We start from the raw sequence: 22,201 nt of genomic DNA on the forward strand, positions 1-22,201 counted from the left end.
CAGCAAGCACCCGGTAAGGTTGACGAAGCGTAAACGGCAAAAACCCTTTCCGCCCGGCCGGACTGCGCCAGATGGGCACTCATCCACACATCATCCGTACCGGGGAGAGAGGGCCGATGGCCAAGCCCGTCCACACCATGATCCGCGTCCGCGACGAGGCGCGCTCGCGGGACTATTATGCCCGCGCCTTCGGCCTGGAGCCGGCCGACCGGTTCGACTTTCCGGACTTCACGCTGCTCTACCTGCGCGATCCGTCCTCGCCGTTCGAACTCGAACTGACGGTCAACAAGGACCGCGCCGAGCCCTACAATCTCGGCGACGGCTACGGCCATCTCGCCTTCGTGGTGGAGGATGCCGAGGCCGAGCACGCCCGCTTCGAGCGCGAGGGGCTCCCCGTTACCCCCGTCAAAACGCTCAAGCACGGCGACACCGCGCTCGCGACCTTCTTCTTCGCCACCGACCCGGACGGCTACAAGATCGAGGTGATCCAGAAGGGCGGCCGCTTCGCCTGATCTTCTGGGCGTCTAGGGCGCCTTCTCCAGGCGTTCGAGCCCGGCCAGCGCCTTCTCGCACGCGGGTGCGGAGGGCGCCGGCAAGCTCGTCTCCAGGCGCATCGCGTCGTCGAGCGCCAGGACGTAGCGCTCCTCCGTGAGCGCCCGGCCGACCGCCGCCATCATGCGCTCGCGGCCGGATCTCAGCACCCGATCGACCCGCTCGCGCTCCGCGCCGCAGGCGAGCGCCCGGCCCAGCACCTTGCCCTGGCGCTCGCCCTCGACCTGGGGGATCACCAGCGGCCGGGCAGCGCCCGGCTCGGGCGGCGTCTGCGCGCCGGCCACGCCGGCCGTGAGCACGAGCCCGAACAGGGGGAAGAAGACGGAAGCGGCCCCTGAGCGCATCGAATCGTTCTCCCCCACGGCTCTTTCAGAACGGCACCGCTTCCCGCGATACGGCGATCGCGCCGGACGCGACAGGTCGCGTGCGTTCCCTCACGCTCTCCGGGGCGAATCTCGTCCACGGTCAAGCCGGAAACGACAGGGGGCGACAATGGGTCTTTCCGGAGGTCCTGCCGACAGCGCGGCGGCGGCGGACACCAGCAGGATCGGGCGAGGCCGCGGCTCGATCCCGTCGCGCATCCCCTTGAGCCTCAAGCTCGCCTATTCGGCCTTCATGGCGGTGCTGCTCCCGGTCTATCTCGCCCATTACGGGCCGACGAACTTCCTGTACTTCTGCGACGTCGCCCTGATCCTGACCCTCGTCGGCATCTGGGCGGAGAGCGCGCTTCTCGTCTCGATCTGCGCCGCCGGCATCCTCGCGCCGCCACTGCTCTGGGCCGTCGATTTCCTGGCGCAGGCCGCGGGCACTCCGCTCACCGGCCTGACCGCCTATATGTTCAACGCGGAGACCTCGCCGTTCCTGCGGGGCCTGTCGCTGTTCCACGGCTGGCTGCCGTTCCTGCTCGTGTTCCTGGTCTGGCGGCTCGGCTACGACCGGCGCGCCTGGGGCGCGTGGTCGGCGCTGGCGGTCATCCTGCTGTTCGTCTGCTTCTTCCTGATGCCGCCGCCGCGGCCCGATCCGGGGCTGACGCCGGTCAACATCAACTATGTCTGGGGCATGAGCGACACCGCCGCGCAGACGTTCCTGCCGGCCTGGGCGTGGTTCGCGGGCCTCGTCGTCGCCATCCCGCTCCTGATCTCCTGGCCGACCCACCGGCTCCTGATCTGGCTGATGCCCCGAGCGCCCGTCACGTCCGCCCTCACGTCCGCCCTCACGTCCCCTTCGGCTTCACCCGCCGGGTCGGGGCCTCGCTGAGCGGGTCTTCCGGCCAGGGGTGGCGGGGATAGCGGCCCCGCATCTCCGAGCGCACCGCCGCCCAGGAGCCGCGCCAGAACCCCGGCAGGTCGCGGGTGATCTGGATCGGGCGGTGGGCCGGCGAGAGCAGGTGGAGCACCAGCGGCACCCGCCCCCCGCCGAGGGCGGGATGCCGGTCGAGGCCGAACAGCTCCTGCACCCGCACCGCGAGCACCGGTTCGGGGCCCGATTCGTAATCGACCGGAATGCGCGAGCCCGTCGGCACCTCGACATGGCTCGGCGCCTCCGTCTCCAGGCGGGCGCGCAGCGTCCAGGGCAGCAGACCCTGCAGGGCTTGGCCGAGGTCGTCGGCGGTGATCGCTGCCAGCGAGGTCCGCCCGACGATGGCCGGTGCCAGCCATTCCTCGACACTCGCCGCCAGAGCCTCATCGGAGAGGTCGGGCCATTCGCCGCCCTCCGCCCCACCCTGGGCTCCGTGGAGGAAACGGACGCGGGTGCGCCACTGCGCCAGGGCGGGCGTCCAGGGCAGGCGGTCGAGGCCGAGCCCGGCGATGCCGCGGGCCAGGACCCGCGCCGCCTCCCCGTCGGCGGGGACGGGGAGGGTGCGCTCGTCGAGCGTCACGGCGCCGAGCCGGCGGCCTTCGCGGGCGCGCAGGGCCCGCGCCTCCTTATCGAAGCTGACACTGCGCACCGTGCCGATCCGGTCGGCGAACAAGGCGTCGATGGCCTCGGACGCGATGGCGACGGCGGACAGGATCCGCGCGGAGGCCGCCGCACCCGTGAGGTCGGCGACGACGATGAAGGGCTCGCGGGCGAGCGGGCTCACCGGATCGACGAGGCAGGCGCGGCCGTTCGCCATCAGGAAGGCGCCCTCCCGGCCCCGCGCCCGCGCCACCCGGTCGGGATAGGCCAGCGCCAGCAGGGCGCCGGGCTCGGCCATCGGGGGATCGGGCTCGACGGCATCCGCCGCGTTGGACGCCGCTTTGGCCGCCTGCCGCGCCCAGCCTTCCGCGAGGCGGCGCATGTCGGCGGCCCGGCCCCCGCGGTCGCGGCGGAAGCGGTCGAGGCGCTCGGCCAGGTCCACGGCGTCGCCGCCGAGCCCGCGCTCGACCAGCACGGCGGCGAGATCGGCCGCGGGGCGGGCCTGACCGGCTTCGGCGGCGCGGGCGACCATCCGGGCGAGCCGGGGCGGCAGCGGCAGGCTGCGCAGGGTGTCTCCGGTGGCGGTGAGACGGCCGTCGGGATCGAGGGCGCCGAGATCGGCCAGCATCGCCCGCGCTTCGGCCAGCGCCGGCGCGGGCGGCGGATCGAGAAAGGGCAGGGCGGTCGGGTCGGTCACGCCCCAGGCGGCGCAGTCGAGGGTCAGCCCGGCCAGATCCGCGGAGAGGATCTCGGGCCGGGCGAAGGGTTCGAGCGCCGCGGTCGCCGCCTCCGGCCAGAGCCGCCAGCAGACACCCGGCTCGGTGCGGCCGGCGCGGCCCCGGCGCTGATCGACCGAGGCGCGCGAGGCCCGCGCGGTGACGAGCCGGGTCATGCCGTTGCCGGGCTCGTAGAGCGGAACGCGGGCGAGCCCGGAATCGACGACGATGCGCACGCCCTGGATCGTCAGCGAGGTCTCGGCAATCGAGGTCGCCAGCACCACCTTGCGCCGCCCCGGAGGTGCGGGGGCCACCGCCCGATCCTGCTCGCCCTGGGTGAGGGCGCCGTAGAGGGGCGCGAGGTCGGTGTCGTCCGGCAGGCGTCCCTCCAGCCGCTCGGCGGTGCGGCGGATCTCCGCCTGCCCCGGCAGGAAGGCGAGCAGCGAGCCGGGATCGGCCCGCAGCGCCCGCAGGATCGCGGCGGCCATCGCGTCCTCGATGCGCTGGTTCGGGTCGCGGTCGAGATGGCGGGTCTCGACCGGGTAGGCGCGTCCTTCCGATTCCACCACGGGCGCGTCGCCGAGAAGCCCCGCCACGCGGGCGCCGTCGAGGGTGGCCGACATCACGAGGATGCGCAGATCCTCCCGCAGCGCGCCCTGCGCATCGAGGGCGAAGGCCAGCCCGAGATCGGCATCGAGGGAACGCTCGTGGAACTCGTCGAACAGCACCGCGCCGATACCGGTCAGTTCCGGATCGTCGAGGATCATCCGGGTGAACACGCCCTCGGTGACGACCTCGATCCGGGTGCGGGCCGAAATCTTCGAGCCGAGCCGCACGCGGAGCCCCACCGTGTCGCCGACCCGCTCACCGAGGGTGGCGGCCATGCGCTCGGCCGCACCGCGCGCGGCGAGCCGCCGGGGCTCCAGCAGGATGATTTTCTGGGCGCCGAGCCAAGCTTCGTCGAGGAGCGCCAACGGCACCCGCGTGGTCTTGCCGGCGCCGGGCGGGGCAACGAGCACGGCGGAGGATCGCCCGGAGAGGGCCGCGCGCAGGGCGGGAAGGGCGGCCTCGATCGGGAGCGGGGGCGCGGAGGATGGCGCGGGGGACGACATGGTCCGCGAGGTGCCGCGGTTCGGGCCCGGGCGCAACCATCGGCGCCGCTCAGCGCCTTCTGCGACGCCCACGAAAATTTGTTAACATATCTTGGGATTTTTCCGGAACGGGAAGGAAAGCTGCGACTTGTGGGCTCAGCGTGCGGTCCATGTACGCGACGGAGAGACGACGATGCGCATAGCCCTGACACTCGCAGCCGGTGCGCTGCTCGGCAGCCTCGGCCTGGGAGTGGCGTCGGCCTCCGCCGCCCCTGCCATGCCGGCCCCCGGCCTGATCGCCGGCCAGACGGTCGAGACCGTTCGCGACCATTCCCACCAGGACTGGCACCGCCCCCACCGGAGCGTCCTCGGCCACCACCACTCGACCAAGGCCGAGCGCCATCGCCGCCGGATGAACACCCATCACCACGGCAACCCGAACGCCCGCAACCCGGAGCGGCCAGGCTATCAGCAGCAGCTCGGCAACACCACGGGCGGCCCGCGCTACTGAGCGCTTCGATTCGCTGACGGCTCACGAGGCCCGTCCGGCATCATGCCGGGCGGGCCTTCGCCGTTGCTGCGGCCGGCGCCGGCACCACCCTCGCTTGCGACGGCTGGGGAGAGCGCCCACTTGTCCACGGACTTCACGGTTGCCCGGCGGTGCCCGGCCGCGGCGGGGCTGCTAGCCTCGTCCCCATGTCCAGACCCAAGCGTTCCCAACCCCTCGAACGGCGTGCCCAGGCGGCGGATACGGTGACTTCCTCGCCCCTCGACATTCCCGGCGCCACGCCGATGATGGCGCAGTACATCGAGATCAAGGCCGCCAATCCGGACTGCCTGCTGTTCTACCGGATGGGGGATTTCTACGAGCTGTTCTTCGAGGATGCGGAGATCGCCTCCCGCGCCCTCGGCATCGTCCTGACCAAGCGGGGCAAGCATGGCGGCGCCGACATCCCGATGTGCGGCGTGCCCCTGGAGCGGTCCGACGACTACCTGCACCGGCTGATCGCGCTCGGCCACCGCGTCGCCGTCTGCCAGCAGACCGAGGACGCGGCGGAAGCCAAGAAGCGAGGTCCGAAATCGGTGGTGCGGCGCGAGGTGATCCGCCTCGTCACGCCGGGCACGCTGACCGAGGACCGCCTGCTCGACCCGACGCGGGCCAACCTGTTGCTCGCCATCGGCCGGCGCAAGCTCTCCGACACGAGCGAGGCCTACGGGCTCGCCGCCCTCGACATCTCGACCGGCCGCTTCGCCTTGAGCGAGGTGGAGGGTTCGGAACTCGCCGCCGCCATCGCCCGGCACGAGCCGCGGGAGATCGTGCTCTCGGAGGTCATCCACGCCGATCCGGCCTTGGCCAAGCTGTGGCGCGAGACCAAGGCGGCGGTGGTGCCGCTCGCCCAGGGCGAGCTGGAGCCGGCTTCGGCCGAGCGGCGCATCCGCGAGCAGTTCGGCGTCAAGACCCTGGACGGGTTCGGCAATTTCAGCCGGGCGGAGATCGCGGCGGCCGGGGCGGCGCTGCTCTATCTCGAGCGCACCCAGCTCGGCACCCGCGTGCCGCTCTCCGCGCCGAGCCGGGAGGCGACGGGGGCGACGCTCGCCATCGACGCGGCCACCCGCGCCAACCTCGAACTCACCCGCACCCTGTCGGGCGAGCGCAAGGGCAGCCTGCTCGACGCCATCGACCGCACGGTCTCGGCCGGCGGCGCCCGGCTGCTCGCCGAACACCTCGCCGGCCCCCTGACGGACCTGAGCAAGATCGGACGGCGGCACGACGCCGTCGCCTTCCTCGCCGGGGACGGCGCGCTGCGGGCTCACTTACGCGACGCGCTGCACGCCGCCCCCGACATCGCCCGCGCGCTCTCCCGCATCGGCCTGAACCGGGCCGGCCCGCGCGACCTCGCCGCCCTGCGCGACGGGCTCGACGCCGCCGCGACGATTGCCGAGCGGCTGTCGCGCGAGGATTTGCCGGACGGGCTTACCCGCCTCGTCCGCCGCCTCGACAAGGCCGACCGGGCGCTGGCCGAGGAACTGGCGCAGGCGCTCGCCGACGACCTGCCGCTCAACCGGCGCGACGGCAATTTCGTGCGCGCGGGCTACCACGCCGAGATCGACGAGGCCCGGCTGCTGGGCCAGGACTCGCGAAAGGTCATCGCCGCGCTCCAGGCGCGCTATGCCGAGGCCAGCGGCTGCCGGACGCTCCGGATCAAGCACAACAACGTGCTGGGCTACTACATCGAGGTGCCGCAGGCGGTGGGCGAGGCCTGTCTCAAGGGCCTGATGCAGGACTTCGTGCATCGCCAGACCATGGTCGATGCGATGCGCTTCACCAGCGTCGAACTCGGCGAGCTGGAATCGAAGATCGCGGGCGCCTCCGACCGGGTGCTGGCGCTCGAATCCGCGGTTTTCGATCGGCTGAGCGCGCGGGTGAGCGAGGGGGCGGAGGCGATCGCCGATATCGCCGAGGCCCTCTCCGGCCTGGATGTCGCCGCGAGCCACGCCGAACTCGCGGTCGAACTCGCCTGGACCCGGCCGGTCATCGACGAAAGCCTCGCCTTCGCGATTCAGGGCGGGCGCCATCCCGTGGTGGAGGCGGCGCTGACGAAGGCCGGCGAGGCCTTCATCGCCAACGCCTGCGACCTTTCCGGCGACGAGGCCGGGCGCATCCGCCTCGTCACCGGCCCGAATATGGGCGGCAAATCGACCTTCCTGCGCCAGAACGCTCTGATCGCCGTGCTGGCGCAGATCGGCGCCTTCGTGCCGGCGGCCTCCGCCCGGCTCGGCGTGGTGGACCGGCTGTTCTCCCGTGTCGGCGCGGCCGACGACCTCGCGCGGGGCCACTCGACCTTCATGGTCGAGATGGTCGAGACCGCCGCGATCCTCAATCAGGCAACCCGCCGGTCGCTCGTGGTGCTCGACGAGATCGGCCGCGGCACCGCGACCTTCGATGGCCTGTCCATCGCCTGGGCCTGCCTGGAGCACCTGCACGAGAAGAACGGCTGCCGGGCGCTGTTCGCGACCCACTTCCACGAGTTGACGGCGCTGAGCCAGCGCCTGCCGCGCCTCGACAACGCGACGCTGAAGGTGGCCGAGGACCGCGGCGACGTGGTGTTCCTGCACGAGGTGGTGCCGGGCGTCGCCGAGCGCTCCTACGGCCTCCAGGTCGCCCGCCTCGCCGGCTTGCCGCCGAGCGTGGTGGCGCGGGCCGGCGCCATCCTGAAAGGCCTCGAAACCTCCGAGCGCGAGCGCCCCGCCCGCCGCAAGATCGACGACCTGCCGCTCTTCGCCAGCCTCGCCGCCGCACCGCCCCCGCCGCCGGAGCCGGTGAAACACGAGCCCGACGACCGGCTCGGCCAGTTGATCGACCGCCTCGATCCCGATGCGCTGACACCGCGCGAGGCGCTCGACGCGCTCTACCGGCTGAAGAAGGAGCGGGCCGCGGGGTAAGGGCGGCGCGGGCGCGGTTCGAGGCCGCGGGCCGGCGCGGCTCACGGGGCGGAGACGATCTGCTATAAAGCCGCGCTGATGCCAGCCGGCCCGCTCCGGCCCAACCGGCCTATTCCCCTTCGCGGTCGCGGGCTTGCCCGGGGCCGGACGTCCTTGCGGGGAGGGGCGCCGGGCCGCTCGGAAACAGATCGATGCTTCGTCTTCTCCTGGCCTTCCTCCTGACGCTTGCCGCTCCGGGCCTTGCCGGCGCGCAGGGCGCGATGACGGCGATGAAGGCCAAGGATCTCGTGCGCGCGCGCCTCGTCTCCGAGAGCGAGGCGCTGGTGCCCGGCCGCACGGTGACGCTCGGCCTGCACATGGCGATGAAGCCGGGCTGGCACGTCTACTGGCGCAATCCCGGCGATTCCGGCCTGCCGCCGGAGATGGCGTGGCGTTTGCCCGAGGGCTTCACGGTCGGCCCGGTGCAGTGGCCGGTCCCGGAGCGCATCCGGGTCCAGACCCTGATGAATTTCGGCTACGAGGGCGCCGTCACCCTGCTGGTGCCGCTTGCCGTGCCCGAAAGCGCCCGAGCCGGCGAGACGGTGCGGCTCTCCGGCACGCTCTCCTACCTCGTCTGCGAGGAGATCTGCATTCCGGGCTCGGCGGAGCTGAGCCTCGACCTGCCGGTGGCGGCCTCAGCCGAGCCGGCTTCGGGGCAGGCGGCCCTGTTCGCCCGCGCCCGCGCAGCCCTTCCCGAAGCCCTTCCCGAAGCCCTTCCCAAAGCCCTTGCCGAAGCCGCGCCCGGCTCGTATCGCGCGACCCGCGAGGGCGACCGGCTCGTGCTGCATCTCGAACGGCCGGGCCTCACGGGTGTGACCGATGCCGCCTTCTTCCCCTACGCCGAGGGCGCGCTCGACAACGCCGCGCCGCAGGATCTCGCCATCGATGCCGCCGGCCTGCATCTCACCCTGACGCCGGGCGATGCGGGGCAGTTGCCCGAGGCGCTGGCCGGCGTCCTCGCCCTCACCGAGGACGGCGCACGCAAGGCCTATGCGCTGGGCCCGGAACCCGCCCCCGCGCCGACGACCGCCGCTGCCGTTCCGGCCTCGCCCCAGGCGCCGCCCGCAGCCGTGGCGCCGCCCGCACCGGAGGAGGAGAGCCTGACGCTGTGGAGCGCCGCGGGGCTGGCGCTCGTCGGCGGGCTCCTGCTCAACCTGATGCCCTGCGTCTTCCCGGTTCTCTCGATCAAGGTTTTGAGCCTCGTGCGGCAGGCGGGCGAATCCGCAACCCGCGTGCGGCTGCACGGGCTCGCCTATACGGCGGGCGTGCTCGCGAGCTTCCTCGGGCTTGCCGGGCTCCTGATCGCGCTGAAGGCGGGCGGCGCCGGGATCGGCTGGGGCTTCCAGCTTCAGTCGCCGGTGGTGGTGGCGCTTCTCGCCTACGGCCTGTTCGCCATGGGCCTGAGCCTCTCGGGGGCGGTGCATCTCGGCGGCGGGATCGTCGGGCTCGGCGACGGGCTGACCCGGCGGGCGGGCTACCAGGGCTCGTTCTTCACCGGCGTGCTGGCGACGCTCGTCGCGACGCCCTGCACCGCGCCGTTCATGGGCGCGGCGGTGGGCTTTGCGCTGACGCAGTCGCCGCTCGCCGCGCTCACCGTGTTCGCAAGCCTCGGCCTCGGGCTCGCCCTGCCGTTCCTAGGCCTGACGCTGGTCCCGCAGGCGCTGCGCCTGTTGCCGCGGCCCGGCGCCTGGATGGACGTGCTGAAGGGCGCGCTCGCTTTTCCCGTCTATGCGACGGTGGCGTGGCTCGTCTGGGTGCTGGCGCAGCAGGTCGGACCCAACGGGCTGCTCGCGGGGCTCACCGGCCTCGTCCTCGTGGCGCTCGCGGCCTGGGCCTGGGAACGGGCGCGCGGGGCGGGCCGGCTCGGCACGGGCTTTGGCCGGGTGGCGGCACTCACGGCGCTCGCGGCGGCGCTCGGCCTCGTCGCCGTCCTCGACGGCGACCGCGCCACGGCGCGCACCGCGCTGGCACAGGGCGAGGAGGCCTTCACGCAGGCCCGTCTCGACGCGCTGAGGCGTGAGGGGCGCACGGTGTTCGTGGATATGACGGCGGCATGGTGCATCACCTGCCAGGTCAACGAGCGGACCGTCATTGCCCGTGAGGGGGTGCAGGCGGCGTTCCGGGCGGGACAGGTGGTCTATCTGAAGGGCGACTGGACCAACCAGAACCCGGAGATCACCCGCCTCCTGGAGCGTCACGGCCGCAGCGGCGTGCCGCTGTATCTCGTCTATCGCGGGACGAGCGAAGCGCAGGTGCTGCCGCAGATCCTGACGGAAGGGATCGTCCTCGCGGCCATCGGGCAGAAGGACGTCGCGGCGGCGCAGTAGGGCTCACGAGCGGTCCCGTTCATCCCCTCTCCCCGCATGCGGGAAGAGGGGGAAACCGTGCCTCATGCATGACAGCAGTGAGGCGCCGAAACGGCCATGTCAGCCCGCGAGCTTGGCCGCGATGCCGGCCACGTGGCGGCCCTGGTAGCGGGCGCCGTCGAGTTCGACCTCGGAGGGCTGGCGCGAGCCGTCGCCGTCGGCGATCGTGGTCGCGCCGTAGGGGGAATTGCCCTTTACCTGCTCGACGCCGTTCTGCCCCGCGAAGCTGTAGGGCAGGCCCACCACCACCATGCCGTGATGGAACAGCACCGTGTGGAAGCTCGTCAGCGTGGTCTCCTGGCCGCCGTGCTGCGAGGCGGTCGAGGTGAAGGCCGAGCCGACCTTGCCGACCAGCGCGCCCTTGGCCCACAGGCCGCCGGTCTGGTCGATGAACTGCTTCATCTGCGAAGCCATGTTGCCGTAGCGGGTCGGCGTGCCGAAGATGATCGCGTCGTAATCGGCCAATTCCTCGACGGTGGCGATCGGCGCCTCCTGATCGAGCTTGTAGTGGAACTGCTTGGCCACCTCGTCCGGCACCAGTTCCGGCACGCGCTTGAGCGCGACCTCAGCCCCGGTCTCGCGGGCGCCCTCGGCCACCGCCTTGGCCATCTGCTCCACATGGCCCCACGACGAGTAGTAGAGCACCAGAACCTTCGCCATCGTCGTCTCTCCTGTTCGCGGGCCCGGCGCATCGCCCCGGAAGGGGCTTTCCGCCCTTGGGCGGAGGCGACGCACTCGATTCGGCCCGAGCGTCGAATGCGCGACTCCTATGAAGGTTCGCGCTGTTTGCAGAAATGCCCTGACATGCAAGATCACTCTTGCAGATCTGCAAACAGTGGACGGGGGAGGGTGCGGTGCCGGTGGCCTGGGACGAATTCCGCCTCGTGCAGGCCATCGCCGACCGGGGCGCGCTGGCTCCGGCCGCGGCGCATCTCGGCATCAACCCTTCCACCGCCTTCCGCCGCCTCGCGGCGGTCGAGGCGGAACTCGGTGCGCGCCTGTTCGAGCGCCACCGCTCCGGCTACGTGCCGACGCCGGCCGGCGAGGCCATGGCCGCCGCGGCCGTGCGGATGGAGGAGGAGGTCGCCCGCTTCGACCGGGAGGTCGCCGACCGGGCGCAGACGCCCTCGGGCCTTTTGCGGGTCACCGCTGCGGCAACGCTCGTCACCGATTTCCTGATGCCGATGCTCGGCCGATTTCGGACGCGCTACCGACAAGTCCGGATCGAACTCGTCACCTCCGAGGAGGCGCTGAACCTGTCCCGCCGCGATGCGGATGTGGCGTTGCGCGCCACCCGCGACCCGCCGCCGAACCTCGTCGGGCGCCGGCTCGCCACCATTGCCTGGGCGGTTTACGGGCCGGCGCGAGACGATGCGGACAGCGGCGACGCCGACTGGGTCAGCCCGAGCGAAGCGGTGGCCGGCGGACTCTTCGCGCGCTTCGTCGCCGCCCGCGCCGGGCCGGAGCGGGTCGCGCTGCGCCTCAACAGCGTGCAGGGTCTGTGCGAGGCGATCGTGGAGGGCGTCGGCATCGGGCCGCTGCCCTGCTACCGCGGCGACCGGCTCGCATCCCTGAAACGCCTTTCGGGGCCAGAGCCGGAACTGGCCGCTTCGCTCTGGCTTCTGACCCACCCGGACCTGCGCCACGCGGCGCGGGTGCGGGCCTTCATGGACCATGTGGCCGCCGAGGTCGCACCGTTGCGCCCGGTCCTGGAAGGGCGCCGAGGGGACGATCCGCGCAGCAGGGTGACCGCCCGGCTCGAGGCTTTGCCAGGAACGCAGTCCTGAAACGCTCGCCCGGCGCGGCGCCCTTCGCATCGCGGAGCCCTCGCGCGCCGTCGCGCGACGGCTCTCAACGCAATTGCGCAACGGCCGGTCCCGCCTGTATAAGAGGCGATCCCCTCATTCATCGCGACATGGGATCCTTCGGGCCTGACCGGGCCGGAGGCCGCGGGGAAGCCATTCCGGCATCCCGCCCGTTTCCCTGCCGCGCACTCTGACCGTCTGGAGCTTTGTCCGATGTCCCAAGGTCCGCTGATGCCCAAGGCGACCGCCGTGTGGCTCGTCGAGAACACCTCGCTCGCCTTCGAGCAGATCGCCGATTTCTGCAAGCTGCACCCGCTCGAGGTGAAGGGCATCGCCGACGGTGAAGTCGCCGCCGGCATCAAGGGCCTCGACCCGATCACCACCGGCCAGCTCACCCGCGACGAGATCGAGAAGGCGCAGAAAGCGCCCAACTACCGGCTCAAGGTCGCGGTTTCGAAGGTGAAGCTGCCCGAGGTCAAGCGCACCACCAAGGGCCCGCGCTATACCCCGCTGTCGCGTCGTCAGGACCGGCCGAACGCCATCCTCTGGCTGATCCGCAACCACCCGGAGCTGAAGGACGCGCAGGTCATCCGGCTGGTGGGTACCACCAAGGCGACGATCCAGCAGATCCGCGAGCGGACCCACTGGAACTCGGCCTCGCTCCAGCCGATGGACCCGGTGACGCTCGGCCTGTGCTCGCAGATCGACCTCGATTTCGAGGTGCAGCGCGCCGCCAAGGACCGCCCCGCCGTGCTGCCGACCGACGGCGGCGCCAAGCTCCTGCCGACCGAGGTCTCGACCGCCCCGGCCGCCGCGGAGCGGGAGGAAGAGGAAGAAGATCTCAACGCCGATGCGGTCTTCGCCAAGCTCAAGGGCATGAGCCGGATCGACGAGGACGACGACGAAGCGTGATCGTTTCGCTCTTCGGCTGGGGGCCTGCGTCATACGCGCAGATCCATTCGTGAAAGAAACTTCTCGCTCGCCCGCAACAGATGCGGAATAATGCTGGCCGGCCGCTCCCACGGAGCGGCGGCAGGCGCGAGGACGTGGCATGATCCACGGTGGCGTGACCGAGAGCGGCTCTCACCCGAGCGGCTCGAACCCTGGCGGCCTGGTCGAGGCCGGCGTGACCGAAGCCGGCCTGCCCGCCGACCCCGCGGGTGGCCTGGACGACCGGCCGCCCGCGGCCCCAACGGCCGAGCCGGTGACGCTCGCCGAATCCCTGACGAGCGAAGCGGGCTGGGGGCCGGAAAATTTCGGCGCCGAGGGTCCGAACCCGCCCTACCTGCGCATCGGCGGCAAGCTCTGGGTGACGCTCACCGAGTTCGAGCCCTGCTTCGCCTCGTTCCGCCGCGACCGCGGCCCGTTCCGCTCGAAGGTCGCGATCGCCAGCCACCTCGCCAAGTACGACGCGATCATGGTCGATCCGCTGGCCTTTGAGGAGTGCTTCGGCCCCGGCGAGGGCAACCAGACGGTGTTCCCGTTCGGTGCGTGGCTGGAGATCCGCCGCGTCGGCTTCGGCGGTCTGGAATTGTGGGGCAAGCGCCAGGGCGCCGTCACCCTCCCGCTCGACGCCCTGGCGGTGGCCTCGGCGATCTGGCTGCGTGGAAAGGGTTCGGGGTCGCGCTCCGGGCCGACCTGAGACTCAAGGCTCGCCCGTCGCGGTCGATCGGTTCGTAAACCGGCACGCTCCCCCTCTCCCCGCAAGCGGGACGAGGGCAAGCGGGACGAGAGGTACGCGGGATCGACTGGCCCATTGTCCCCTTACGCCGAAGCCAGCGGCTTCGACACGTCTTCCAGCGACTTGCCCTCGGCCGCCGTGCCCCAGATCCAGCCGACGATGGCAGCCACCGCCATCAGGGCCGCGCCGATGAAGTAGCCGACCAGCACGAGGTCGCGCGAGCCCGTCTCCACCAGCGCGCCGAACAGGAGCGGCCCCGAGACGCCGCCGATGCCGGTGCCGAGGGCGTAGAAGGCGGCGATCGCCAGCGCGCGGATCTCCAGCGGGAAGGTCTCGGCCACCGTGAGGTAGGCGGAGCTCGCCGCGGCGGAGGCGAAGAAGAACACGGCCATCCAAGCCGCGGTCTGGCCCCAGGGGCCGAGCATGTCGGCGCGGAAGACGAGGCCGACCACGACGAGCAACACCGCCGAGATGCCGTAGGTGAAGGCGATCATCGGCCGCCGACCCACCGTGTCGAACAGCCGGCCGAGCAGCAGCGGGCCGAGGAAGGAGCCGAGCGCGAAGGGCAGGAGATACCAGCCGACATCGCCGCCGGGCACGTTGTAGAAGCGCTCGAGCACCAGCGCGTAGGTGAAGAACAGCGCGTTGTAGAAGAAGGCCTGGGCGATCATCAGCGCGAGGCCGACCATGGTCTGGCGCCGGTTCGTGACGAACAGGGCGTTGGCGACCTCCGAGAGCGGGGTGTGGCTGCGGACCTTGAGCTTCAGCCGGCGCGACGCATCCGGCGGGGGCAGGGTGATGCCGTCATCCGTGAAGCGCTTCTCGATGCCGGTCACCACCCGGTCGGCCTCCGCGGCGTAGCCATGGGTGACGAGCCAGCGCGGGCTTTCGGGGATCCAGGTGCGCAGGAGCAGGATGACGAGGCCGATGCCGCCGCCGACGAAGAAGGCGATGCGCCAGCCATAGGCCGGGTCGATCCATTCGGGGCGCAGGAGCGCGATCGAGAGGAAGGAGCCGAGCGCCGCGCCGATCCAGAACGAGCCGTTGATGACGAGGTCGGTCCAGCCGCGCACGCGGGCCGGGATCAGCTCCTGGATGGTCGAGTTGATCGCGGTGTACTCGCCGCCGATGCCGGCCCCCGTCAGGAAGCGGAACAGGCAGAAGCTCCAGATATTCCACGCCAGGCCCGTGGCCGCAGTCGCCACGAGGTAAAGCGCCAACGTGATGAAGAACAGCTTCTTGCGTCCGATCCGGTCGGTGAGCCAGCCGAAGCCGACGGCGCCGACGACCGCGCCGACGAGGTAGGAACTGGCCGCCAAGCCGACATCGAACTCCGTGAAGGACATCGGCGCCTTGCGCAGCGCCCCGACGAGGGCGCCGGCCAAGGTCACCTCGAGCCCGTCGAGCACCCAGGTGATGCCGAGCGCGACGATGACGAGGGTGTGGAAGCGGCCGAAGGGCAGGCGGTCGAGCCGGGCGGCGATATCGGTGTCGACGATCGTGCCGGTGGCGACGCGCTCGGGCGCCGCGGCCCCGGCCTGACCTTCCGCTCGGCTCGTCATTGCCCCTCCGTTTACCCTGACTCGGCAAATGTGTTCGCAAGTCCCGCCCGGCGGCGGACCGAGGGCCGGGCATATTGGCGTTCGGAAACGCTTCAGGTTGCGGAATAGCCCCATTCGCCGGGCCACCCGCCATGACTTTTTTCGCGCGCCTTTCCGTCAGATCCCTGCTTCCGCCGCTCGCCGCCGGGCTGGCCTCCATGGGGGCCGTCCTCGCGGTCTCCACGCTGGCGAGCGCCGGCGGAGCCGAGCGCTGGGCGCTGCGCCCCAAGGCGTCGCCCGCCCCGGCTGTCTCGGAGCCCGGCCCGATCGAGCCCGCCCCCGTCTTGCGCGGATCCAAGGCCATTCCCGTCTCGGAGATGCCCGGCGAGCGGCGCACGGTGCGCATCGTCTACCAGGGCTACCTGCCGGCCGAAGCGCGCTGAAACCGCGGGTCGAGCGCCTCGCCGAGGCCGTCGCCGAGCCGGTTCAGGGCCACCAGGGTGACGACGAGGAAGCAAGCGGGCGCGGCAAGCATCCACGGCGCGGATTCGAGCGCGCGGGCGCCTTCCGCGATCAGCACGCCCCAGGAGGTGTCGGGCTCCTGCACGCCGAGGCCGAGGAACGACAGGAAGCTTTCCAAGAGGATCACCCGCGGCACCAGCAGGGTGGCCGCCGCGATGATCGACCCGAGCGTGTTCGGCACGATGTGGCGGACGAGGATCGTGCCCATGCCCGCCCCGAGGGCCGAGGCCGCGCGGACGAAGTCGCGGTCCTTCAGGCTCAGCGTCTGGGTGCGGACGATGCGGGCCATGTCGAGCCACTCGACCGCGGCCACCGCCACCAGCACCAGCCACAGGCCGGCGCGGAAGAACACCAGCAGCATGATGACGAAGAAGACGAAGGGCAGGGCGTAGAGGATGTCGAGAAGGCGCATCATCAGCGCATCGACCGTGCCCCCGGCCATGCCCGAGACCGCGCCGTAGGCGACGCCGATCATCAGGGCGGCGAGCGCCGCGGTCAGCCCGATCAGCAGGGAGACCTGCCCCGCCGCGAGGCAGCGGCTGAGGAGGTCGCGCCCGAGCGCATCGGTGCCGAGGAGGAACGTCAGCCGTCGGATCGGCGCCTCGACCACGAGCCGGCGGCCATCCGCCGACCGCTCCAGCACCCGAGCCTCGCCGAACAGGCCGGAGCGGGGCAGCAGGCGCAAGGAGCGCGCGTCGATGGGTTTTGGCGCCGTCAGGGTCAGCCGCACCCGGTCGCCGTCCTGCGCCACGTCTTCCAGCGTCAGCCGCATCCGGAAGGCGAGGCGCGTGAGGGCCGGCCGCACCGCGTCGGGCCGCGGATGCGCGGCAAGGCTCGGGGCGACCCGGACGAAATCCGGATAGATCCGCTCGGGCGGGTGGCCGGTGAGTTGCGGGCCGACGAAGCAGGCCAGGGCGATCAGCACGAGGCTCGCAAGGGCCACAAGCGCCGGCCGGTCGCGGGCGAGACGGCGAACGAGCGCCGGACTCATGCCGACAGCCTCACGCGCGGATCGAGGGCGGCGGCGATGAGGTCGGCGATCAGGTTGAAGACGATCACCATCACCGCCACCAGAATCACCGTGCCCATCACCAGGGTGTAGTCGCGGTTGAGCGCCCCCTCGACGAAGTAGCGGCCGATGCCGGGCAGGCCGAAGATGGTCTCGACCACCACCGAGCCGGTCATCAGCCCCGCCGCCAGCGGCCCGAGCGTCGCGACCACGGGGAGCAGCGCACCGCGCAGCGCGTGGCGGGCGATGCGGGCGCGCGACAGGCCCATGGCGCGCTGCGTGCGGATATGCGGCTGGATCAGCACCTCGCCGAGCGAGGCGCGGGTGAGCCGGGCGATGCCGGCCGCGTGGGGCAAAGCGAGGGTGAGCACCGGCAGGACGAGGTTTTGCGGCGCGCCGTCGGCCCAGCCGCCGACAGGGAGCCAAGCGAGGCCGAGGCCGAACACGATCTGGAGCAGGGGCGCGGTGACGAAGTTCGGCACCGCGAGCCCGAGCGAGGCGGCGAGCCCCACCAGCCGGTCGGTGGCCCCACCGCGGTTGAACGAAGCGAGGCTCCCGAGCCCCAGCCCCAGGACCAGCGCGAGGACGAGGGCGAGGCCGCCCAGCGTCACCGACACCGGCAGGCCGCGGGCGAACAGGTCGGTGACGGTGAGATCGCGAAAGGTGAAGGAGGGGCCGAGATCGCCCCGCAGGAGGCTGAGGAGATAACGCCCGAATTGCACGATCAGCGGCTGATCGAGGCCGTAGACCCGGCGCAGGTTCTCCATCGCCGCCGGCGGCAGCGGCCGCTCCAGATCGAACGGGCCGCCCGGCGCCAGCCGGATCAGGAAGAAGCTGCCCGCCACCACGAGAAACAGCGTCGGCAGGCTCTGCGCGATCCGGCGCAGGATCAGCGGGATCATGGATCGAGCCGGAGATAGCGGGTGGGGGCGACGTTGCGGATGTTCGGGTGCATCCCGTGCAGCCGCGGCGAGACGAGCGCCTTCGAGCGGTAATGCAGCAGCGGCACCCAGGGCAGCTCGTCGAGCACGATGGTTTCGGCGTCGAACAGCATCCGCGCGCGGGCCTGCACGTCGCGCTCCCCGGCGGCTTGCGTCAGCAGACCGTCGAAGCGTGCGTTCGACCAGCGCCCGGCATTGAAGCCGTCATTGCCGGTGCGGAGCAGGAACAGGAAGTTCTGAGGGTCGGAATAGTCGGCGACCCAGGACATCCGGGCGAGGTCGAAGCGGCCGCCGTCGCGCAGATAGGCGAAGTGGGTCTTGGCGTCGGTGGAGACGAAGCGGGTCACGACGCCGATGCCGCGCCACGCATCGGCCAGCGCGATTGCCGTGTTGCGGTTGTTGTCGGTGACGTTGAAGCGGTACTCGACCGTCAGCGGGTTGCCCGGCCCGTAGCCGGCCCCCGCCAGCAGCCGCAAAGCCTCCTCCTCGCGGTCGATCGGCCCGTCCTCGCGCCCCGGCAGGAGCGGGGGCGGCAGGGCGTTGTCGAGGCCCGGCGGGCAGAACGAATAGGCCGGGGCCATGGTCTGTCCCCACACGATCTCGGCCAGAAACTCACGGTCGATGGCGAGCGAGAGGGCGCGGCGCACCCGCGCGTCGTCGAAGGGTTTCTTGCGCAGGTTGAAGGCGATGGCGAGGAGGCCGAGCCCCGGCCCGAGCTGCACCTGGGTTCCGAAGCGCTGTTTCAGCGAGGCGATCTGGTCGGCGGGCAAATCGGAAAGGGAATCGATCTCGCCGGCCGCGTAGCGCCGCACCGCTGCGGCGAGGTCAGGGGTCGGGATGACGTCGATCCGCTCGATCGGGATCGCTGGGGCGTCGCGGTAATGCGGGTTCTTCGTCAGGGTGATGCGATCGTTCGGCACCCAATCGATCAGGGCGTAGGGCCCGTTCGAGACGAGGTTGCCGGGCCGCGCGAAGGCGTCGCCCCAGCGCTCCAGCGAGGGGCGGTGGACCGGCAGCGAGGTCTGGTGGGTCAGGAGTTCGAGGAGGTAGGGCACCGGCTCGGCGAGCCCGATCTCCAGGGTGCGGGGATCGGGGGCCGTCACCCCCAGCGTCTCCGGCGGCCGCTCGCCCGCATTGACGGCGGCCGCCCCCCGGATCGGGAACAGCACCTCGGCGTATTTCGCCGCCGTCTTCGGATCGAGGATGCGGCGCAGCGAGAACAGGAAGTCGTCTGCCGTGACCGCATCGCCGTTCGACCAGCGCCCGTCGGGGCGCAAGATGAAGCGGTAGGTCAGGCGGTCGTCGGAGACGGTCCAACGCTCGGCCATGCCGGGGATGATGGTGCCGCGGTTGTCGTAGGTCAGCAGCCCCTCGAACAGGTCGCGCAGGATGTGCGCCTCGGCCACCGTCGAGGTCTTGTGCGGATCGAGCGTCTCCGGGTCGGCGTCGTTGCCGCGGCGGTAGACGCGCGGCGCCGCCCGCGCGGGAGCGGGGAGGGCGAGCCCGGCGGCGAGCGCCACGCCGCTCTGCAGGAGGGTGCGGCGGGGGAGGCTCATGGGCTCACCCGACACTCCGGCGATGGGCACGGCGCCGAACGGCCTACGGACAAGCGAGAGTGCTCACGCCCGATACCCTCGCCCCGCCTGATCCCGGGCTTGCCCGGGATCAGATCGGCCGTAGCCAAAATCGGGCAAGTCCGACTTTGGCCGGGGAGGGGGGAACCGTAGTGCTCATCCGGAGGCGACATCGACGAGCTTCAAGCCCCCGTCTCCCCCTTCAACCCCGCCGCCTCGATGCCGGCGAGCGCGCAGATCTCGTCGTTGTCAGAGGTGTCGCCGGAGACGCCGACCGCGCCGAGCAGGCGGCCGTCGGCATCGCGGATCAGCACGCCGCCGGGCACCGGCACCAGGGCGTCCGGGCCGACGAGGTGGCTCACGGCGGCCACGAAATGCGGCTGCTCTTCGGCCCGCTTGGCGATGGCCCGCGAGCCGAGGCCGAGCGCCAGCGCGCCGTTGGCCTTGCCACGGGCCACTTCCGCCCGGCGCAGGGACGTGCCGTCCTCGGCCGCAAGACATTTGAGGGCGCCGCGGGCATCGTAGACGACCACCGCCAGCGGCTTGAGATTCCTCTCGCGGGCGGTCTTCAGGGCGGTCGCCACGAGGGTCTGGGCGGCGGCGAGCGTCAGGTCGGTCATCCGGATGTCCTCGAAGGATCGCGTTGTCGCGGACATGCACCGGCGGGGCCGGTTTCGCCAAGCGCACCTCAGGCGATCGTCACCTCGGTCCGCACCGAGTTGGCGATGAAGCAGGTCTCGTGCGCCTCATGGTGGAGCGCGGCGAGCCGCTCCGCGTCGGGCGCCGCGCCGGCCCATTCGAGGCGCGGATGCAGCACCACCCGCGTCACCGCCTGCCGGCCGGGGGCGATCTCCGCCATCGTGCCCTCGGCATGATCGCGGTAGGCCTGCGCGACGAAGCCAGCGAGCCGGGCGACGTGGAGGAAGCTCAGCATGTGGCAGGTGGAGAGGGCCGCCACCAGCATCTCCTCGGGATCGACCGCCGCCGCCACCGCCCACTTGCCGACGACGTGCGGGGAGGCCGAGCCCGGAAGTTCGACGCCACCATCGAACCGCACGGTGTGGCCGCGGCTGTAGCGCCCCGCGGAAAAATCCTCGCCCGCGGCCAGCGCCCAGCGGACATCCGCGGTGTAGGTCGCCATATTCCTGTCCCTCGCTGCCGCGGGCAGCCTATCCGCTTCGCGATGCCCGGCAAAGGCGGCGTGCCCCGCCCCTGGCCGGCGGGCGAAGGCGGTCTAGTTGCGGCCTCCGATCCCGAACAGCAGGAAGCTCGCCGCCATGGCCGACACATCGGAACGCCCTTACGTCCTGTGCCACATGACCACCTCGGTCGATGGGCGCATCAAGGTCCGGCGCTGGACCACCATCGACGCGGATTCGCACTACGAGGAGGTTCACAGGCAACTGAAGGGCGACGCCTGGATGTGCGGGCGCATCACCATGCAGGGCTACGCCGACAGCGCAAAACCCTTGGCGTCCGCACCGCCGGAGGAGCCCGTCTCCCGCGAGGATCATGTCGCCCGCACCGACGCCTCCGGCTACGCGGTGGCGCTCGATGCCCGTGGCGCGATGGACTGGGGCGCACGCAACGACATCGAGGGCGATCACGTCATCGTGCTCACCACGGGACAGGCTTCGGACGACCGCCTGCGCCGCCTGAAGGCCGGCGGCCAGTCCTACATCCTGGCCGGTGAGCACGACGTCGATTTCGCCCTGGCGCTGGCCAAGCTCAAGCGCCTGTTCGGCATCGAGCGGCTGCTGGTCGAGGGCGGCGGGCGCATCAACGGCTCGATGCTGAAGGCCGGGCTCGTGGACGAACTCAGCCTACTGCTCGCGCCCGCCGTCGACGGCGTGCTCGGCACGCCGGCCCTGTTCGATTTCGAGGGCGGGGAAGACGAGTCCATGGGCTCGCGCCGCCGCCTCACCCGCACCGCCTGCGAGCCGTTCGACGACGGCACCGTCTGGCTGCGCTACCGGATCGAATCGGTCGGCTGATCCTGCTGCGGCTGGGCGGCGAGGAAGTCGTCGTAGGCGCCTGTGACCGCCGCCCGGTTCTCGAAATGCGGGAAGGCGCCGGTGGGCAGCCGGAGGATCGTCCAGTTCGGGCGGCCCGCCACCTCGCCGACATAACGATAATCGACGAAGTCGCCCCGCGCCCCGTGCACCATGAAGATGGGCAGGCGCAGCGCCTCGTAGACCCGCGTGGTGTCGTCGGGAAACAAGTAGCCCGAAAGGAACGAGAACGGCGCGTGCTCGGCCCCCGGTTGGCGGGCCGAGAGCCGGTCGTAGGCGAGCAGGCCCTCGTCGATGTCGCGGCTGCCCCAGGTCTTTTCCAGGAAGAAGCGCATGCTCGGCCGGCTCACCAGCGCGTCGAAGAGCGGGCGGCCCCAGAGCGGGAAGGCGGCGAGCCCGCGGGCCAGCGGCTTGCCGCGGTGGGTGTCCGCCGGCCCGCGCCCGGAGAGGCGCGCGTCGAAGCCGGTCGGGCTGATGAGGCCGAGCGTCGAAAACAGGTCCGGCCGCTCCAAAGCGGCGCGGGCGAGATAGGCGCAAGGGAGCGAGAGCGCCATCGCGTCGAGCGCCACGCCGCCATGGCGGCCGGCGATCTCAGCCGCCGCGTCGAGGATCGCGTCGGTCATCAGCCGGGGCGTGTAGATCCGGTCCGCCCGCTCGGAGAAGCCGAAGCCCGGCAGTTCCAGCGCGTAGACCGGGCGGTGGCCCCGGTAATGCTCGTAGAGCGGCTTGACCTCGTAGGCGTTGGCCGCCGCGTTGACCGAGTGGATCAGGAGCAGCGGCCGTCCGCCCTGCGCATCCGCGGCGTAGAGGTTCACCCGGCCCGCCCGCGTGCGCAGGGTGCTGCGCCGCCCCGGCAGGGCCGGGGGCAGGGGGCCGGCCCGGTTCAGCCCGAGATGGCTCCAGGCGATCCAGGCGCCGGCCGCCGCCAGCGGCAGCAGGGCGAGGGCCTTGCCGCTCTTTCGTGTCCCGGGATGGCGCGTGCCGTGCATGATTTCTCCGTTCCGCTCTC

At 71.7% G+C, this 22,201-nt stretch carries 20 protein-coding genes; 10 read left to right on the top strand and 10 right to left on the bottom strand.

All coding sequences use genetic code 11. From position 1 onward, the window contains the following. Window positions 1-116: 116 nt before the first annotated feature. Window positions 117-512 carry a VOC family protein gene (locus E4V01_RS03695; protein WP_003606818.1) on the top strand — a complete coding sequence of 132 codons (396 nt, stop codon included), beginning with the start codon at window positions 117-119 and terminating at the stop codon, window positions 510-512. A 12-nt stretch (window positions 513-524) separates the two neighbouring features. Here E4V01_RS03695 and E4V01_RS03700 read toward each other — a convergent pair whose 3' ends face one another. Continuing rightward, window positions 525-896: a hypothetical protein gene (locus tag E4V01_RS03700; RefSeq protein WP_135297422.1), complete on the bottom strand. Its 372-nt coding sequence runs from the start codon at window positions 894-896 to the stop codon at window positions 525-527. Window positions 897-1,044: 148 nt separating this feature from the next. Here E4V01_RS03700 and E4V01_RS03705 point away from each other — a divergent pair, with 148 nt between their 5' ends. Next, the gene (locus E4V01_RS03705; protein WP_135297423.1) at window positions 1,045-1,809 is read left to right on the top strand and encodes a hypothetical protein; all 765 of its coding nucleotides are present in this window, start codon (window positions 1,045-1,047) and stop codon (window positions 1,807-1,809) included. On the opposite strand, the gene hrpB is transcribed toward E4V01_RS03705, so the two are convergent. Continuing rightward, the gene (hrpB, locus tag E4V01_RS03710) at window positions 1,766-4,279 is read right to left on the bottom strand and encodes an ATP-dependent helicase HrpB (RefSeq protein ID WP_135297424.1); all 2,514 of its coding nucleotides are present in this window, start codon (window positions 4,277-4,279) and stop codon (window positions 1,766-1,768) included. The genes E4V01_RS03705 and hrpB overlap by 44 nt on opposite strands. A 172-nt stretch (window positions 4,280-4,451) precedes the next feature. Here hrpB and E4V01_RS03715 point away from each other — a divergent pair, with 172 nt between their 5' ends. The 3 genes from E4V01_RS03715 to E4V01_RS03725 all read left to right on the top strand — a co-directional run bounded on the left by E4V01_RS03715 (window position 4,452) and on the right by E4V01_RS03725 (window position 10,068). After that, window positions 4,452-4,769 carry a hypothetical protein gene (locus E4V01_RS03715; RefSeq protein ID WP_060771504.1) on the top strand — a complete coding sequence of 106 codons (318 nt, stop codon included), beginning with the start codon at window positions 4,452-4,454 and terminating at the stop codon, window positions 4,767-4,769. Between the two features lie 185 nt (window positions 4,770-4,954). Then, a complete protein-coding gene (mutS, locus tag E4V01_RS03720) occupies window positions 4,955-7,702 on the top strand; it encodes a DNA mismatch repair protein MutS (RefSeq protein ID WP_135297425.1) in 2,748 nt (915 codons plus the stop codon). Between the two features lie 191 nt (window positions 7,703-7,893). After that, window positions 7,894-10,068, top strand: a complete 2,175-nt coding sequence (locus tag E4V01_RS03725) for a protein-disulfide reductase DsbD (RefSeq protein ID WP_135297426.1) — start codon at window positions 7,894-7,896, stop codon at window positions 10,066-10,068. A gap of 99 nt (window positions 10,069-10,167) precedes the next feature. On the opposite strand, the gene wrbA is transcribed toward E4V01_RS03725, so the two are convergent. Continuing rightward, on the bottom strand, window positions 10,168-10,767 hold the full coding sequence (gene wrbA / locus E4V01_RS03730; protein ID WP_060771501.1) for an NAD(P)H:quinone oxidoreductase: 600 nt from the start codon (window positions 10,765-10,767) through the stop codon (window positions 10,168-10,170). 194 nt (window positions 10,768-10,961) lie between these two features. Between wrbA and E4V01_RS03735 the strand changes: the two genes are divergently transcribed. The 3 genes from E4V01_RS03735 to E4V01_RS03745 all read left to right on the top strand — a co-directional run bounded on the left by E4V01_RS03735 (window position 10,962) and on the right by E4V01_RS03745 (window position 13,554). Further along, complete coding sequence (locus E4V01_RS03735) at window positions 10,962-11,894, top strand: LysR family transcriptional regulator (RefSeq protein WP_193763141.1); 933 nt, start codon at window positions 10,962-10,964, stop codon at window positions 11,892-11,894. A gap of 231 nt (window positions 11,895-12,125) precedes the next feature. Further along, complete coding sequence (locus tag E4V01_RS03740; RefSeq protein ID WP_060771500.1) at window positions 12,126-12,824, top strand: DUF1013 domain-containing protein; 699 nt, start codon at window positions 12,126-12,128, stop codon at window positions 12,822-12,824. A 139-nt stretch (window positions 12,825-12,963) separates the two neighbouring features. Then, window positions 12,964-13,554, top strand: a complete 591-nt coding sequence (locus E4V01_RS03745; protein WP_135297427.1) for a hypothetical protein — start codon at window positions 12,964-12,966, stop codon at window positions 13,552-13,554. 122 nt (window positions 13,555-13,676) lie between these two features. On the opposite strand, the gene E4V01_RS03750 is transcribed toward E4V01_RS03745, so the two are convergent. Beyond that, window positions 13,677-15,155 carry an MFS transporter gene (locus E4V01_RS03750; RefSeq protein ID WP_135297428.1) on the bottom strand — a complete coding sequence of 493 codons (1,479 nt, stop codon included), beginning with the start codon at window positions 15,153-15,155 and terminating at the stop codon, window positions 13,677-13,679. 131 nt (window positions 15,156-15,286) lie between these two features. Between E4V01_RS03750 and E4V01_RS03755 the strand changes: the two genes are divergently transcribed. Continuing rightward, on the top strand, window positions 15,287-15,577 hold the full coding sequence (locus E4V01_RS03755) for a hypothetical protein (RefSeq protein WP_135297429.1): 291 nt from the start codon (window positions 15,287-15,289) through the stop codon (window positions 15,575-15,577). On the opposite strand, the gene E4V01_RS03760 is transcribed toward E4V01_RS03755, so the two are convergent. The 5 genes from E4V01_RS03760 to E4V01_RS03780 all read right to left on the bottom strand — a co-directional run bounded on the left by E4V01_RS03760 (window position 15,553) and on the right by E4V01_RS03780 (window position 20,321). Further along, window positions 15,553-16,647 (bottom strand): ABC transporter permease, encoded by a 1,095-nt coding sequence (locus E4V01_RS03760; RefSeq protein WP_135297430.1) that lies wholly within the window; start codon window positions 16,645-16,647, stop codon window positions 15,553-15,555. The genes E4V01_RS03755 and E4V01_RS03760 overlap by 25 nt on opposite strands. Beyond that, complete coding sequence (locus E4V01_RS03765; RefSeq protein ID WP_060771495.1) at window positions 16,644-17,567, bottom strand: ABC transporter permease; 924 nt, start codon at window positions 17,565-17,567, stop codon at window positions 16,644-16,646. Before E4V01_RS03765 ends, E4V01_RS03760 begins: the two co-directional genes overlap by 4 nt. Further along, window positions 17,564-19,162, bottom strand: coding sequence for a peptide ABC transporter substrate-binding protein (locus E4V01_RS03770; protein ID WP_135297431.1), 1,599 nt, complete (start codon window positions 19,160-19,162; stop codon window positions 17,564-17,566). Before E4V01_RS03770 ends, E4V01_RS03765 begins: the two co-directional genes overlap by 4 nt. Before the next feature lie 200 nt (window positions 19,163-19,362). Beyond that, complete coding sequence (locus E4V01_RS03775) at window positions 19,363-19,800, bottom strand: heme-binding protein (RefSeq protein ID WP_015952420.1); 438 nt, start codon at window positions 19,798-19,800, stop codon at window positions 19,363-19,365. A 68-nt stretch (window positions 19,801-19,868) separates the two neighbouring features. Beyond that, the gene (locus tag E4V01_RS03780) at window positions 19,869-20,321 is read right to left on the bottom strand and encodes an OsmC family protein (protein WP_135297432.1); all 453 of its coding nucleotides are present in this window, start codon (window positions 20,319-20,321) and stop codon (window positions 19,869-19,871) included. Window positions 20,322-20,457: 136 nt separating this feature from the next. Here E4V01_RS03780 and E4V01_RS03785 point away from each other — a divergent pair, with 136 nt between their 5' ends. Continuing rightward, entirely contained in the window at window positions 20,458-21,174 is a 717-nt protein-coding gene (locus E4V01_RS03785) for a dihydrofolate reductase family protein (protein ID WP_135297433.1), read from the top strand. Here E4V01_RS03785 and E4V01_RS03790 read toward each other — a convergent pair. Then, window positions 21,150-22,181 (bottom strand): alpha/beta hydrolase, encoded by a 1,032-nt coding sequence (locus tag E4V01_RS03790; RefSeq protein WP_135297434.1) that lies wholly within the window; start codon window positions 22,179-22,181, stop codon window positions 21,150-21,152. The two genes, E4V01_RS03785 and E4V01_RS03790, sit on opposite strands and share 25 nt — an antisense overlap. Window positions 22,182-22,201: the final 20 nt, after the last annotated feature.

It is taken from the genome of Methylorubrum sp. Q1 (genome assembly GCF_004683995.1).
In the GTDB taxonomy this organism is placed as follows: domain Bacteria; phylum Pseudomonadota; class Alphaproteobacteria; order Rhizobiales; family Beijerinckiaceae; genus Methylobacterium.

Excerpts from the sequence above, each read along its gene's own strand:
- E4V01_RS03750 (WP_135297428.1), bottom strand. The coding sequence starts at position 15,155 with ATGACGAGCCGAGCGGAAGGTCAGGCCGGGGCCGCGGCGCCCGAGCGC.
- hrpB (WP_135297424.1), bottom strand. The coding sequence starts at position 4,279 with ATGTCGTCCCCCGCGCCATCCTCCGCGCCCCCGCTCCCGATCGAGGCC.
- E4V01_RS03760 (WP_135297430.1), bottom strand. The coding sequence starts at position 16,647 with ATGAGTCCGGCGCTCGTTCGCCGTCTCGCCCGCGACCGGCCGGCGCTT.
- E4V01_RS03715 (WP_060771504.1), top strand. The coding sequence starts at position 4,452 with ATGCGCATAGCCCTGACACTCGCAGCCGGTGCGCTGCTCGGCAGCCTC.
- E4V01_RS03790 (WP_135297434.1), bottom strand. The coding sequence starts at position 22,181 with ATGCACGGCACGCGCCATCCCGGGACACGAAAGAGCGGCAAGGCCCTC.
- E4V01_RS03755 (WP_135297429.1), top strand. The coding sequence starts at position 15,287 with ATGACTTTTTTCGCGCGCCTTTCCGTCAGATCCCTGCTTCCGCCGCTC.
- E4V01_RS03705 (WP_135297423.1), top strand. The coding sequence starts at position 1,045 with ATGGGTCTTTCCGGAGGTCCTGCCGACAGCGCGGCGGCGGCGGACACC.
- E4V01_RS03745 (WP_135297427.1), top strand. The coding sequence starts at position 12,964 with ATGATCCACGGTGGCGTGACCGAGAGCGGCTCTCACCCGAGCGGCTCG.
- E4V01_RS03770 (WP_135297431.1), bottom strand. The coding sequence starts at position 19,162 with ATGAGCCTCCCCCGCCGCACCCTCCTGCAGAGCGGCGTGGCGCTCGCC.
- E4V01_RS03780 (WP_135297432.1), bottom strand. The coding sequence starts at position 20,321 with ATGGCGACCTACACCGCGGATGTCCGCTGGGCGCTGGCCGCGGGCGAG.
- E4V01_RS03740 (WP_060771500.1), top strand. The coding sequence starts at position 12,126 with ATGTCCCAAGGTCCGCTGATGCCCAAGGCGACCGCCGTGTGGCTCGTC.
- mutS (WP_135297425.1), top strand. The coding sequence starts at position 4,955 with ATGTCCAGACCCAAGCGTTCCCAACCCCTCGAACGGCGTGCCCAGGCG.
- E4V01_RS03725 (WP_135297426.1), top strand. The coding sequence starts at position 7,894 with ATGCTTCGTCTTCTCCTGGCCTTCCTCCTGACGCTTGCCGCTCCGGGC.
- E4V01_RS03785 (WP_135297433.1), top strand. The coding sequence starts at position 20,458 with ATGGCCGACACATCGGAACGCCCTTACGTCCTGTGCCACATGACCACC.
- E4V01_RS03775 (WP_015952420.1), bottom strand. The coding sequence starts at position 19,800 with ATGACCGACCTGACGCTCGCCGCCGCCCAGACCCTCGTGGCGACCGCC.
- E4V01_RS03700 (WP_135297422.1), bottom strand. The coding sequence starts at position 896 with ATGCGCTCAGGGGCCGCTTCCGTCTTCTTCCCCCTGTTCGGGCTCGTG.
- E4V01_RS03695 (WP_003606818.1), top strand. The coding sequence starts at position 117 with ATGGCCAAGCCCGTCCACACCATGATCCGCGTCCGCGACGAGGCGCGC.
- wrbA (WP_060771501.1), bottom strand. The coding sequence starts at position 10,767 with ATGGCGAAGGTTCTGGTGCTCTACTACTCGTCGTGGGGCCATGTGGAG.
- E4V01_RS03765 (WP_060771495.1), bottom strand. The coding sequence starts at position 17,567 with ATGATCCCGCTGATCCTGCGCCGGATCGCGCAGAGCCTGCCGACGCTG.